This is a genomic window from Pantoea sp. EKM103V (assembly GCF_011800365.1).
In the GTDB taxonomy this organism is placed as follows: Bacteria; Pseudomonadota; Gammaproteobacteria; order Enterobacterales; family Enterobacteriaceae; genus Pantoea; species Pantoea anthophila.
Window position 1 is genome coordinate 890,689 of sequence record NZ_JAALFQ010000001.1, and the last position, 13,697, is coordinate 904,385.

The 13,697-nt window shown below is 58.8% G+C and carries 12 protein-coding genes; 7 read left to right on the plus strand and 5 right to left on the minus strand.

Annotated elements, in window-relative coordinates; translation table 11 throughout:
• Positions 1-2 precede the first annotated feature (2 nt).
• Positions 3-1,076 carry a porin gene (locus HFD97_RS04330; RefSeq protein ID WP_280116731.1) on the minus strand — a complete coding sequence of 358 codons (1,074 nt, stop codon included), beginning with the start codon at positions 1,074-1,076 and terminating at the stop codon, positions 3-5.
• 907 nt (positions 1,077-1,983) lie between these two features.
• Here HFD97_RS04330 and HFD97_RS04335 point away from each other — a divergent pair.
• The 6 genes from HFD97_RS04335 (at position 1,984) to spy (ending at position 8,872) form a co-directional block, all read left to right on the plus strand.
• The gene (locus HFD97_RS04335) at positions 1,984-3,204 is read left to right on the plus strand and encodes an aspartate aminotransferase family protein (protein WP_167430916.1); all 1,221 of its coding nucleotides are present in this window, start codon (positions 1,984-1,986) and stop codon (positions 3,202-3,204) included.
• Positions 3,201-4,232 (plus strand): arginine N-succinyltransferase, encoded by a 1,032-nt coding sequence (astA, locus tag HFD97_RS04340; protein ID WP_167430915.1) that lies wholly within the window; start codon positions 3,201-3,203, stop codon positions 4,230-4,232. Before HFD97_RS04335 ends, astA begins: the two co-directional genes overlap by 4 nt.
• Positions 4,229-5,698 (plus strand): succinylglutamate-semialdehyde dehydrogenase, encoded by a 1,470-nt coding sequence (astD, locus tag HFD97_RS04345; protein WP_167430914.1) that lies wholly within the window; start codon positions 4,229-4,231, stop codon positions 5,696-5,698. The genes astA and astD overlap by 4 nt, the downstream gene beginning before the upstream one ends.
• Positions 5,695-7,023: an N-succinylarginine dihydrolase gene (gene astB, locus HFD97_RS04350; protein ID WP_167430913.1), complete on the plus strand. Its 1,329-nt coding sequence runs from the start codon at positions 5,695-5,697 to the stop codon at positions 7,021-7,023. The genes astD and astB overlap by 4 nt, the downstream gene beginning before the upstream one ends.
• 50 nt (positions 7,024-7,073) lie before the next feature.
• On the plus strand, positions 7,074-8,069 hold the full coding sequence (astE, locus tag HFD97_RS04355; RefSeq protein ID WP_167430912.1) for a succinylglutamate desuccinylase: 996 nt from the start codon (positions 7,074-7,076) through the stop codon (positions 8,067-8,069).
• Positions 8,070-8,377: 308 nt separating this feature from the next.
• Positions 8,378-8,872, plus strand: coding sequence for an ATP-independent periplasmic protein-refolding chaperone Spy (gene spy, locus HFD97_RS04360; RefSeq protein WP_009090567.1), 495 nt, complete (start codon positions 8,378-8,380; stop codon positions 8,870-8,872).
• A gap of 73 nt (positions 8,873-8,945) precedes the next feature.
• Here the strand turns inward: spy and cho are convergent, their stop codons facing one another.
• The 4 genes from cho to HFD97_RS04380 all read right to left on the minus strand — a co-directional run bounded on the left by cho (position 8,946) and on the right by HFD97_RS04380 (position 12,964).
• Positions 8,946-9,806, minus strand: a complete 861-nt coding sequence (cho, locus tag HFD97_RS04365; protein WP_167430911.1) for an excinuclease Cho — start codon at positions 9,804-9,806, stop codon at positions 8,946-8,948.
• Positions 9,807-9,873: 67 nt separating this feature from the next.
• Entirely contained in the window at positions 9,874-10,758 is an 885-nt protein-coding gene (gene yddG / locus HFD97_RS04370; RefSeq protein ID WP_167430910.1) for an aromatic amino acid DMT transporter YddG, read from the minus strand.
• A gap of 60 nt (positions 10,759-10,818) precedes the next feature.
• On the minus strand, positions 10,819-11,643 hold the full coding sequence (gene nadE, locus HFD97_RS04375; protein WP_009090562.1) for an ammonia-dependent NAD(+) synthetase: 825 nt from the start codon (positions 11,641-11,643) through the stop codon (positions 10,819-10,821).
• Between the two features lie 118 nt (positions 11,644-11,761).
• Positions 11,762-12,964 carry a multidrug effflux MFS transporter gene (locus HFD97_RS04380; RefSeq protein WP_150029997.1) on the minus strand — a complete coding sequence of 401 codons (1,203 nt, stop codon included), beginning with the start codon at positions 12,962-12,964 and terminating at the stop codon, positions 11,762-11,764.
• Positions 12,965-13,260: 296 nt separating this feature from the next.
• Between HFD97_RS04380 and osmE the strand changes: the two genes are divergently transcribed.
• On the plus strand, positions 13,261-13,596 hold the full coding sequence (osmE, locus tag HFD97_RS04385) for an osmotically-inducible lipoprotein OsmE (RefSeq protein WP_009090559.1): 336 nt from the start codon (positions 13,261-13,263) through the stop codon (positions 13,594-13,596).
• Positions 13,597-13,697 lie beyond the last annotated feature (101 nt).

The following is a 13,697-nucleotide window of genomic DNA, read 5'->3' on the forward strand; positions in this document are numbered from 1 at the left end:
CATCAGAACTGATATATCAGACCCACGGCCGTAATATCATCCGTGGCCAGTTTAAGCGGGTTGTTGTCTTTCAACAGGTTGATGCGGTATTCGCCATAGACCGACATATTCTTGTTGAAGTAGTAGGTCGCACCCACTGCAGTGTATTTGACAATGTCGGCGTCGCCGATATTCTCAATGTCTTTACCTTTCGATGAGACGTAACCCACAGACGGACGGAAACCATTCAGGAACTGATACTGAGCAACGGCTTCAAAGTTCTGCGCCTTGTTTGCGAAACCGTTGGTGATCGGCGTGGCGTTCAGGGTTTCACCATACATCGCGGCCAGATAAACCTGGTTCGCATCATATTTCACTGAGGTCGCCCAGTGCTGCGCTTTTTCGCCTTCACCGCGTGGGGCGGCGTTCTGCGCCGTTGTGCGATCCAGGCTGGCAAAGGCCCCGGCGAAGCTCAGGCCGAAATCGAAGTCATAAGAGGCAGAGAGGGCAAAGCCATCGCCGTTAGAACGACGTACGCCGTCGGTGTTAGCGCTGCGATCGTTTTTACCCTGATACTGCGCGGCAACATTTAATCCCTGAACCAGGCCAAAGAAATCGCTGTTACGCCAGGTCAGCACGCCGGTTGAGCGGCCAGAGAGGAAGGCGTCGGTGTAGCCGGAATCGCCGCCAAAGAAGGGCAGCATATCGGTGTAACTCAGCGCGTCATATACCAGGCCGTAGTTACGTCCATAATCCAGCGCACCGGCTTCGCCAAACTTCAGGCCAGCGTAACCCAGGCGGGTACGGTTGCCGCTCTGCGCATCGCTGCCTTCTGAGTTGTGCAGGCTGTACTGATACTGCCAGAAACCGTAGCCGGTCAGCTGATCGGTAATCTTTGTTTCGCCTTTAAAACCCAGGCGGGAATAAGAGGAGGTATCACCGTTGTTCTTATCGTCGTCAGAAAAGAGGTGCGACACGTTAATCTTGCCGACCAGATCCAGCTTATTTCCATCCTTGTTATAAATTTCTGCGGCCTGCACTGAAGAGAGGCCGAGCAGTAACGGCATGACAGCCGCCAGTAAAGTGCGCTTCATCATCTATTCATTACCCTGTATTCATTAATTATTATGCCCCGGCTGCGGGGAGAAAAGAAAATGACACAAAAAGTTAAAATCACAAAGCGCAATAAAAGTAACAAAATGTGATATGCATATTCAGTAAAGAAAAATGCGTGTCTGAAAGACGATTAAATTCGGATGTAATAAGCATTTCTTCTGATGGATTTTATCGTTTTTAATAAAAAAGTGATGATTATCAGTTGCTAATTGGTGGGTGTTGCTTTTCTATTCCCGGCATTTTGTATGTTTTTAAATCATCATTCCCGCTGATTAAATTATGGATAAGGCATTAACGCAAATAAGCGATAAGGGTTTTATTCTAACCATTAGTCTGCGTAGTAATATCTGTTCATCTTTATTTCAAAGGTTATTCCGCTGCCAATCATCACGCCGGGAATAATGCAGAAGAAATCGTTTTCATTATATTTATCCGCATAAAAAATAATCAGGCCAGACGTCGAACTGCCCGCTTAAATGAAAAGATTCTGTTAAATCCTGGCATGTCGTCATCCTCTCGCTGAATATTCTGCGCCTCATCCTGCACCGTCGCGAGGCAGGCTGCGCTAAAACAGGGCACTCTTCGGGCCTTTTGCGGAGTGATTGTTTATCAGCGATCACAAAAGCGATATTTCATCCCGCGATTGCATAATTCCGCTATTTAAAACCCGGCTCTGCCGCTGCAATCAGACAATTATTCACTATATATGCAAAAAAAGTGAATATCAGCGGCGTGTAACTTATTGATATTGCGTCAGGGTGACGATTTTATGCAGTTAATTCTCTGGCTGGCACGTTAACTGCACTCTACAGTAGGGCTGCATTACAACATCCCTTAACAATTTTAAAACAATAGCTTTACCCGACCGGGAAAGCAGGAGAATGGGTTATGGCACTGCACGTTTCACGTCACGATTTCGATCAATGGATGATGCCGGTTTATGCACCCGCGACATTTGTCCCGGTTCGCGCGGAGGGCTCAACCGTCTGGGATCAGAATGGCAAAGACTACGTCGACTTCGCCGGTGGCATCGCCGTGAATGCGTTAGGGCATGCGCATCCGGCATTACAACAGGCGTTGCAGGAGCAGGCCGCCCGTTTATGGCACACCGGCAATGGCTACACCAATGAGCCGATCCTGCGACTGGCGAAGCAGTTAATTGATGCCACCTTTGCTGATCGGGTCTTTTTCTGTAACTCCGGTGCGGAGGCCAACGAAGCGGCGCTGAAGCTGGCGCGCAAAGTGGCCCACGATCGGGTCGGCCCGCAGAAAAGTGGCATTGTGGCATTTAAGAATGCGTTTCATGGCCGCACGCTGTTTACCGTTACCGCCGGGGGTCAGCCCGCTTACTCTCAGGATTTTGCGCCGCTGCCACCTGCCATCCAGCACGCCCCGTTTAATGACCTGGCGGCCGCGGCGGAACTCATTAATGACCAGACCTGCGCAGTGATTGTGGAACCCATCCAGGGGGAGGGCGGCGTGCTGCCTGCCGATCCGGCGTTCCTGCGCGGACTGCGTGAACTTTGCGACAGGCATCAGGCCGTGCTGATTTTTGATGAAGTGCAGAGCGGCGTGGGCCGCACCGGTTCGCTTTATGCCTATATGCACTACGGCGTCACACCCGATGTCCTGACCAGCGCCAAAGCGCTCGGCGGTGGCTTCCCCATTGGGGCGATGCTGACGCGCGACGATCTGGCGAGCGTGATGGGTGTCGGCACACACGGCACCACGTATGGCGGTAATCCGCTGGCGGGCGCGGTGGCCGGTAAAGTGATGGAACTGGTCAATCAGCCGGACTTTATGACGGGAGTGACAGAGCGTCACCAGTGGATCGTCTCGGCTCTGGGGGAGATCAACCAGCGTCTGCAGCTGTTTAAAGAGGTGCGCGGCCTGGGCCTGCTGATAGGTGCGGTGCTGAGCGATGCGTATGCCGGCAAAGCCAAAGCGATTAACCTGGCTGCCGCTGAGATGGGCGTCATGGTGCTGATTGCGGGTGCGAACGTGGTGCGTTTTGCCCCGGCCCTGAACATCAGCGAGCAGGAGGTGAAGCTGGGTATGGCACGCTTTGCCGAGGCCTGTGAAAGCCTGGTACGAGGGTCCGCATCATGATGGTAATCCGTCCGGTTGAACGCGATGATTTAAGCCAGCTGATGACGCTGGCAGGCAAAACCGGCGGCGGGCTGACCTCGCTGCCGGTCGATAGCGCCACGCTTCAGGCGCGAATCGATCGATCGCTGCAAACCTGGCAGGATACGCTGCCGCGCGCTGAGCAGGGCTACGTCTTTGTGCTGGCCGACAGTGAAGATAATCGTGCTGTGGGCATCTGCGCCATTGAAGTGGCGGTGGGCCTTCAGGACCCCTGGTATAACTTCCGCGTCGGCACGCAGGTGCACGCGTCGAAAGAGCTGAACGTCTACGCCGCGCTGCCGACCCTGTCGCTGAGTAACGACCATACCGGCAGCAGCGAGCTCTGCACCCTGTTTCTCGACCCTGAGTATCGTGACGGCAAAAATGGCTATCTGCTCTCCAAATCACGCTTCCTGTTTATGGCTAACTTCCGTGACCGTTTTATGGAGCGGGTAGTCGCGGAGATGCGGGGCGTCAGCGATCAGCAGGGCCACTCACCCTTCTGGGAGAGCGTCGGCAGCCGCTTCTTCTCAATGGACTTCAGCAAAGCGGACTTCCTCAGCGGCACCGGCCAGAAAGCCTTTATCGCCGAGCTGATGCCGAAACATCCACTCTACATCGACTATCTGACCCCGGAGGCGCAGGCGGTCATCGGCCAGGTTCACCCGCAGACGGCACCTGCCCGGGCCGTACTGGAAGCGGAGGGCTTCCGCTACCTCAACTATATCGACATCTTTGATGGCGGCCCGACACTGGAGTGCGACATTGACCGCATCCGCGCCATTCGCAAAAGCCGGCTGCGCGGCGCAGAGCGGGGTGAAAATCCGGCGGATGCACCGCTCTGCCTGGTCGCCAATAACCATTACCGCCAGTTCCGTGTCGCGCTAATCCCGGCAGATGCCGACGGTGACAGCATAAAACTGACGGACGAACAGATGCGGGCGCTCCACTGCCAGCCGGGCGACAGCCTGCGGGTGGTGACGCTCTGCAAAGAGGAGAAAACAGCATGACGCACCTGATTAAGGGAGAGTGGCAGAGCGGTGAGGCAGAGCACCTGACGAAAGCGGACCCGGTGAGAGGGGAACCGCTCTGGCAGGGGCAGGCGGCTTCAGCAGAGCAGGTCGCCGCCGCCTGCGAGGCGGCGCGCGCCGCGTTTCCGGGCTGGGCAACCCGCCCGCTGGCGGAGCGTCAGGCCATCATCGAAAAATTTGCGGCCGGTCTGGACGCGCAAAAAGCGGAACTGGCCGACACTATTGCGCGTGAAACCGGGAAACCGCGCTGGGAAGCGCTGACCGAAGTGGCGGCGATGATCAATAAAATCGGCTTTTCAGTGAAGGCTTACCATAGCCGCACCGGTGAACAGCAGCAGGGCGAAAGTTCCCTGCGCCATCGTCCCCACGGCGTGCTGGCGGTGTTCGGCCCCTATAACTTCCCCGGTCATCTGCCAAACGGCCACATCGTGCCGGCGCTGCTGGCGGGAAACTGCGTGGTCTTCAAACCCAGTGAGCTGACGCCGCTGACCGCCGAAAAAACCGTGCAGATCTGGCTGGCGGCAGGCCTGCCTGCCGGTGTGCTGGCGCTGCTGCAGGGCGGACGTGAAACGGGCCAGGCGCTGGCCAGCTGCAGCCAGATCGACGGCCTGCTGTTTACCGGCAGTGCCCATACCGGCTATCAGCTGCATCGCCAGTTTGCCGGTCAGCCTGAAAAGATGCTGGCGCTGGAGATGGGCGGCAACAATGCCCTGATTGTCGAGGATCCGGCGGACCTGGATGCGGCGGTCAACATCACGCTGCAATCCGCCTTTATTACGGCGGGACAGCGCTGCACCTGTGCCCGTCGCCTGCTGGTGAAGCGCGGAGCGGCGGGAGAGGCGTTTCTGCAGCGGCTGGTGGAGGTTGCAGGCCGGCTGCAGCCGGCGGCCTGGGATGCCGAACCGCCCCCTTTTATGGGCAGCGTGATTTCAACCGGCGCGGCAGAGAAGATCATGGCGGAGTGGCAGCGGCGGGTGGAGGCGGGCGGCGAGGTGCTGCTGGCGATGCGCTGGCCGGATCGCCACAGCGCGATCCTGACGCCCGGCATCATTGATATCACCGGCGTGCAGGGCATTCCGGATGAGGAGGTTTTTGGCCCGCTGCTTAATGTGATCCGTTACGACACCTTTGACGAGGCGATAGCACTGGCGAACCAGACCCGCTACGGCCTGTCGTGTGGCCTGATCTCCCCCCTGCGCGCGCAGTTTGATCAGCTGCTGCTGGAGGCGCGAGCCGGCATCGTCAACTGGAACAAACCGCTCACCGGTGCCGCCAGTACCGCGCCGTTTGGCGGCATTGGGGCCTCGGGTAACCATCGGGCCAGCGCCTGGTACGCGGCAGACTACTGCGCCTGGCCGATGGCCTCGCTGGAGTCGCCGGACCTGACGCTGCCCGCCACGCTCTCACCAGGCCTGGATTTCTCACCCTCGGAGACGTTGCTATGAAGGCCACCGAAGCGAACTTTGACGGTCTGGTGGGGTTGACCCACCACTATGCCGGGCTCTCATTTGGTAATGAAGCCTCAACCCGCAATCAGCTGCAGCCCTCGAACCCCCGTCTGGCGGCAAAGCAGGGGCTGCTGAAGATGAAGGCGCTGGCCGATATGGGGTTTGTGCAGGGGGTGATCCCCCCGCATGAGCGTCCTAATATCGCGGCGCTGCGCCAGCTTGGCTTCCGTGGCAGTGACGAGCAGGTCGTGGCGGCGGCCGGGAAAACCGCGCCGGGCTTACTCTCTGCGGCCAGTTCCGCCTCGGCGATGTGGGTCGCCAATGCGGCCACCGTGTCGCCGTCAGCCGACAGCGGTGATGGCCGGGTTCACCTGACGGTGGCCAACCTGAACAATAAATTTCACCGCGCGATGGAAGCCCCGGAAACCGCCGGGCTGCTGCGCGCCATCTTCCGCGACAGAGACCATTTTGCGGTGCACGATGCGCTGCCTCAGGTGGCGATGTTCGGCGATGAAGGGGCCGCAAATCACAACCGCCTGGGGGGCGACTATGGCGAGCGGGGCGTACAGCTGTTTGTCTATGGCCGCGACAGCAGCCATGAGGGGAAAGCCCCGCAGCGCTATCCGGCGCGCCAGACGCGCGAGGCCAGTGAAGCGGTCGCCCGTCTGCATCAGCTCTCACCTGAACACCTGCTGTTTGCGCAGCAGAATCCGGCGGTTATCGACCAGGGGGTTTTTCATAACGATGTAATCGCGGTGAGTAACCAGCAGATGCTCTTCTGCCATCAGCAGGCATTTGTCGATCAGCCTGCACTGCTGGCGCAGCTTCGGGCACGCGTGCCCGGATTTGTGGCGCTGGAAGTGCCGGAGAATCGGGTGTCGGTAAAAGATGCGGTCGACACCTATCTGTTTAACAGTCAGCTGTTGAGCCGTCCCGACGGCACCATGATGCTGGTGCTGCCGGAAGAGTCGCGTCAGCATCCGGAGGTCTGGCGTTACCTGTGCGAGCAGGTGGAAGGGGATGGGCCGCTGAAGGATCTGAAGGTGTTTGATCTGCGTGAAAGTATGTACAACGGCGGTGGGCCAGCCTGCCTGCGTTTGCGGGTGGTACTGACGCCTCAGGAGCAGCAGGCCGTCAATCCCGCCGTGCTGATGAACGATCGGCTGTTCGTCGCCCTGAACAGCTGGGTCGACCGCCACTACCGCGATCGGCTGACCCAGGCCGACCTGGTGGATCCGCAGCTGCTGCGGGAGGGTCGTGACGCGCTGGATGAACTGACGAAGCTGCTAGACTTAGGAAATGTGTATGCATTTCAGCAGTGAAGGCGATGGCAGCACGGGCTGCCACCTGCCTGAGGCGTAAAGGAGGAACGATGCAGGACTTTTTGCAGCAGACGCTGTCCGGTGAGGCACCGCGAAAGCGCAGGGGGGAAACGGCGCATCTTCGCTGGCAGTGGTTGTATCACGGCATCCTGCTGATGGAGCCGGTTGTGCCCGTTAAGCAGGCGCTGGTGCTCTCCGCCGGGATCCACGGCAATGAAACGGCCCCGGTGGAAATCATGAATCAGCTGGTCAATGCGCTGCTTCGCGGCGAAAAGCCGTTACAGCAGCGGATGCTGGTGATTCTGGGCAATCCCTCTGCGCTGCGCACTGGCAAACGCTATGTCCGTTATGATATTAACCGGCTGTTTGGCGGACGCTGGCAGCAGGTGGACGATGGCGATGAGGCGCGCCGCGTGCTGCGGCTGGAGCAGGCGCTGGAGAACTTCTGGCTGCTGGGCGAATGCGATGAGACGCGCTGGCATCTCGATATGCACACGGCGATTCGCGGCTCATACCATCCGCAGTTCGGCGTCATGCCGCAAAACGATCGTCCCTGGCCTCCCGCGTTTCTCGACTGGCTGGCGGCTGCCGGTCTGGAGGCGCTGGTCTTTCATCGCGCACCGGGCGGAACCTTTACCCATTTCAGCTGTGAACATTTCGGTGCGGCCAGCTGCACCCTGGAGCTGGGGAAGGCGCTGCCGTTCGGCGAAAACGACCTGCGCCAGTTCAGTGCGGTACAGCAGGCGCTGGCGGCGCTGCTCTTTGGTGACCCCATGCCCGCCACCCGCGTGAAGCCGCGCCACTATCGGGTTGCGCAGCAGGTCACCCGGCTGAGTGAGCACTTCAGGCTGCACATGACGCTGGAGACGCTGAACTTTACCGCCTTTCCTCAGGGCACGCTGCTGGCCGAGGATGGGGATACCCGCTACTACGTGCAGCAGGCACGGGAATATGTGCTTTTCCCGAATCCCGGCGTTGCTGCCGGACTGCGAGCCGGCCTGATGCTGATTGAAGAGGGCGAACAGACCCAGGCGCTGCCTCTCTGACGGGGGGCAGCTGACGGGTTACAGCGATCCGCGCTAAAAATCGGCAGGAAAGCGGGAGATCCTCTTCCGCTTTCCTGCCGAAACCCTTACACTCCTCCACGATTTCTTCGAAATTCGCTGTAAATTCATAAAGTTTTTCAATTCCTCACGCCTTTCTTCTCATTCTCTTCATGATTGCCGGATTTTTGTCTTTTATGCTTTCACGGCTTTACTCAGGCTCTGAGTAGTTGACGTTCAGCGTCGTATTCTTGTTTCCGAAGACGCGACAGAGTGCTGTCGTCATTATCATGAATCATAAGGACACTATTATGCGCAAACTGACTTCCCTGTTACTGGCTTCTTCGCTGGCGTTTGGTGCAGCCAGCGCCGTCCATGCCGCCGCGGATTCCCTGACGCCTCCGCCAGCCGGCAGCGAAAAAGCGATGCATAAGCCGCCAATGCGCCACGGCATGGAGATGATGTTCCATGGTCTGAATCTGACCGACGCGCAGAAAACCCAGATGCGCGACATCATGAAAGAGAGCCACAAAGATATGCAGCGTCCGTCACAGGATGATCGCCGTGCGATGCACGACATCATCGCGGCTGACAGCTTCGATAAGAGCAAAGCCGAAGCGCAGGCAGAGAAGATGTCTGCCAACGGTAAAGAGCATGCGCTGAAGATGCTGGAAACCCAGAACAAGCTCTATAACGTGCTGACGCCGGCGCAGAAGAAACAGTACAACGCCAACTTTGAGCAGCGCCTGACCGAAAAAGGCCCGCGCGAAGGCAACATGGCGCCACCGGCACCACCGGCTGAATAATCTGAGCTAAGCGATACATCTGAGACCGCCGGTGCTGTCCACTGCAGGTAAGTGGACAGCACCGGCGGTTTTTTTATAGCGGCAGGATAGGGTAGTCACCCGAGAGGATAGGACGGCAGAGGATTTTGTAGCCGTCGTGATCGAATCCCCCTTTGGGCCGCTGCAGTTTTTTTGCCTCTTCCATGCTGCTGACCGACCCCAGATAGAACCAGTGGTCGATGACGTGGATCTGCGTCATCTGTTTGCCTTCTTCCACCAGCCCCACGGCACCCTGCCACGGCCAGCAGAAGACCCGCACGTTCTCCAGCGCTTCCAGCAGCCGATCATGGTGATCGCTGACCGGCTCTTTACCGCAGCAGGCCCCGGCGCAGCGGCGCAGTGCCGAACGGAAGCAGCCCCGCTGCGGACTCAGGGCTTCCAGACCCAGCAAACCGTGACAGAGCTTATACTCATCGGCGAGTTGCTTGAGCCGTTCCAGCGCAGCAAACCGGCTGCGATAGAGCCCGAAGAGATTAGGTGACTGGCTGAAATCAAGATCCTTTGCGTAGACCACTTCGGGTTTGCCGTGGGTGATCTGCAATGAACAGAGCTGCCGGTTTTTGCGCAGGCGTTTATTAAACAGCGGCTGCTGGGTTTTGATCATCTGTGCTTCCAGCAGCAGCGCGCCGAGATCGCCCGCGGTGGGGATCCAGCTGACGCGTCGCGACTGACGCAGCATCTTCGCCTCGTCAGGGGTGCGAAAATGGGACATCACCCGGGAGCGCAGATTCACGCTTTTGCCGATATAGAGCGGCAGCGACTCACTCTCGCCGTGGAAGGTGTAGACGCCAGGGTGATTCGGCAGACCTTCCAGCCACTCACGCAGGTGTTCGGGATATTGATATAGCGCATTCGCGTCGGGTTCGAGGCGATGCGAGGCAGCACGTCTGACCAAAGTGGACTCCATTTACTGGTTGTCCATACAGCATAACAAACCGGTGAAATGATCGCCAGCCGTCTGATCAGCGCGGCCGTGTCGCCAGCCAGCAGATGAGGGAGCCCAGGGTGATCATCGCCACGCCCTGCCAGAAAGCGAGCGGTGGCGTCAGGCCGAGCCACAGCGATCCCAGCAGGGCCGACAGCACCGGCGTAAAGTAGGAGGCCGTCGCCAGCAGCGTCAGGTTTCCCTGCTGAATGCCGTGATTCCAGGCGGAATAGGCGATGGCGGTGGAGAGGCCGACAAACAGGACTTCCAGCAGCGGCAGCGGCGCAAAGGTCAGCGGCGTCGGGCTGACGGCAAATTTCAGCCACAGCGCCAGCGCGGTCAGGATAAAAAACAGCGTGACGCCGTTGGCACCGCGCGCATAGCGGCGGGTGAAATTGTTATAGAGCGCCCAGGTCAGAGCGGCCAGAAAGGCGAGAGCATAGGCGACGGGATTGCGCAGCATGTTCTGCCACAGCAGCGCCGGCGCGCCACTGCCGCTGCCTTTCATTACCCAGATGATGCCCAGCAGCGACAGCAGCAGACCGGGCCACAGCCAGACGCGGAAACGCTGCTGATTAAACGGGATCGCCAGCACGATCGTCAGGCAGGGCCAGAGATAGTTGATCATCCCCAGCTCCAGCGACTGACGGCGATCGCTCGCCAGTCCGATAGCCAGCGCCAGCGCCATCTCATAGCCGACAAAGAGCACGCCGCCGATCCAGAGATAGATCGCAGGCATCGCCCCTGGCCTGGGCAGACCCCGGGTCAGGCAGAGCAGACAGGCGGTGGTGGTGTAGATCAGCGCCGCGCCGCCGGTGGCACCAAAGGCCTCGCTGACACTGCGCAGCAGGCCGACAGTGGTGCTCCAGAGCAGAATGGCGATAAGCCCGATCAGGGTGGCGCGTGAAACGGTGGCAGGCATGGAGCGATCAACAGCGTGAGTGAAAGGAGCCTCCCTTGCCCGTGCAAAGGAGGCGCAGGATTACTTCCAGAAATCGTCGAAAACCGTGATCGGCGGACGACGTTTGTGCTCGGTTTTGAGATACCAGCCTTCAATGATTTTCGCGCTGTCAGGATGGATACTTTTTCCTTCCAGATAGTCATCAATCATCTCGTAGGTGACACCCAGCGCCACTTCATCCTGCAGGCCCGGACGGTCATCTTCCAGGTCGGCGGTCGGCTTCTTCAGATAGAGGTGCTCCGGACAGCCAAGATGTTTCAGCAGCTGCTTGCCCTGACGCTTGTTAAGGCGGAACAGCGGGTTAATGTCGGTGCCGCCGTCACCATATTTGGTGAAGAAGCCGGTCACCGCTTCCGCAGCGTGATCGGTACCGACTACCACGCCTTTGGTCATGCCGGCGATGCTGTACTGCGCCTTCATGCGCTCACGCGCTTTTTCATTGCCGCGGATGAAATCGGACAGGGTAATCCCGGCCTCTTTCAGCGCGCGCTCGCTGGCCAGGACCGACTCTTTGATGTTAACCACCAGTGAGCGGTCAGGCTGAATAAAGGCCAGCGCGTCCTGGCAATCCTGCTCATCCGCCTGCACCCCATAGGGAAGACGCACGGCAATAAAGGTGTAGTCGTTATCGCCGGTCTCTTCACGCAGCTCCGTAATGGCCCGCTGCGACAGCGCGCCCGCCAGGGTAGAGTCCTGGCCGCCGCTGATCCCCAGCACCAGCGTTTTCAGTCCGCTGTGGCGTTTCAGGTAGGCTTTGAGAAAATCGATGCTGACCCGCACTTCCTGATCGGCGTCGATAGTGGGCTTCACACCCAGGGCTTCAATAATTTCCTGCTGCAGTGACATGAACTTCTCCTCAGGTCAGTGGCCTGTCGGCTCGATGCGAACGTGTTATTAAAGCTAACGTGCCTTCACGAAAACAACAAGCCAAAGCGCTAACTGATTCGCGCTAACCATTGCGAAATCAGTGAGTTTTTCGCTGAGGCTCGGGTTTTTTCGCCAGCACGGTAAACATTAAAATGGCCAGCATAAAGCAACCGAAGATCGTGCCGCACATGCTCAGCACCGAGGTACCGCCGATGCCGGTGATGGGCACGGTAATCGCCCCCAGCGTGAACATGGTGACACCAATCACCGCAGAGGCGCTGCCAGCGCGATGGCCCTGACTCTGCATCGCCAGTGAGGAGGCGGTCGTGGCAATCACCCCATTGCTGGCGATGGTAAAGAACAGCGCGACCAGCAGCAGCGCCAGCGGGGCCTGAAACAGGGCGCAGAGCAGCAGCAGGCTGGAGGCGACAAAGGCCAGCGTCAGGCCGCCTTTCAGCACCCGATATTCGCCCCACAACGGGCAGAGGCGGGCGCTGGTCTGGGAGGCGATCACCAGACCGATGCCGTTGGCCGCAAAGCAGAAGCTGAACGCCTGCGGCGACAGACCGTAGAGCTGCTGCAGCACGAACGGAGAGGCGCCGATGTAGGCGAACATGCCCGACATCATAAAGCCCTGGGTCAGACAGAAGCCCATGAAAGGACGATGGGTCACCACCTGGCCGAGCGCGGCGTAAGCGGAGAAGATCGATCCTTTGCTGCGGCGGGCTTCCGGCAGCGTCTCATGCAGCTTCCAGCGCGCCAGCAGGATCAGCAGAATGGCAATGCCGCCCAGCACCATAAAAATGCCGCGCCAGTTGACGATCGTCATCAGCACGCCGCCCAGCACCGGTGCGCCGATGGGCGCCAGGCCATTGACCAGCATCAGCAGGGCAAAGAATCGCGTCAGTTCATGACCACTGTACATATCGCGCGCTATCGCCCGTGACAGCACCGCGCCACCGGCCCCGGCTAAGCCTTCGAACAGGCGCGCCACCAGCAGCTGGTGGATATCCTGCGCCAGTGCGCAGCCCAGCGAGGCGATAAACAGCAGCACCAGTGACAGGGTCAGCGGACGCAGACGGCCGAACTTATCACTCATCGGGCCAAACAGCAGCTGGCCAACTCCCAGCCCCAGCAGGCCGGCGGTCAGACTCAGCTGAGCCGTGGCGGTTTCGGTGTTGAGGTCCCGCGCCATCTGAGGCAGAGCGGGCAGATAGAGATCGATACAGAGCGGGCCCAGTGCGGCCAGCAGGCCCAGCGTGATGGCATAAACCAGGCGGTTAGAGTGAGCAGGAGTCATTATTCCTCGGGGTCGTCAGCGATGGGGTGAAGAGAAAGCGGGCCAGCCTGCGCCAGAGAGCGTCCGGCAGTGCGGCGGGCACCCTGATCGGCATCCGCGCAGGACAGCGTCACGGAAACGGCGCAAAATCAGAGGGTTCAGATGCCGGGGAGTATACGTCTCTGTTGACAGCAAAACAGCCTTCTTTACGGAATCCTGACATTCCGTCTGCCACAAAAAGGCCGCCATAAACTTGATAAACCTGCATTTATGTTCCAGGCTTGATGCCACATGGACAATAAATGAGGAACAACAAGATGAAGAAGGTGATGGGATGTATCGCTGCGGCGCTGACACTGGCGGCACTGTCTGGTTGTACGACTTACGATCGTGCGGAAAGCTACGTGACTAAGCCAGTCGTTAAGGATGTTAAAAAGGGGATGACCCGCGATCAGGTTCGTCAGATCGCCGGTTCGCCTTCAACTGAAATTACCATGGTTCACGCGCGCGGCACCTGCCAGACGTATGTTCTGGGTCAGCGCGACGGTAAAGCACAGACTTACTTCGTGAGCTATAACGACACCGGCCGTGTTATGAACTACGGCTTCCAGAGCTGCGCGGAGTATGACACCGATCCGCAGGTTCAGCAGTAATCGCTGCTTCTGAATGGTAAACGGCCCGTCTTCATGACGGGCCGTTTTTCGTTGGGGCACTGTTTTATGCCTTCCGGCGCGAAGAGTGGGTGGCAAGCCTG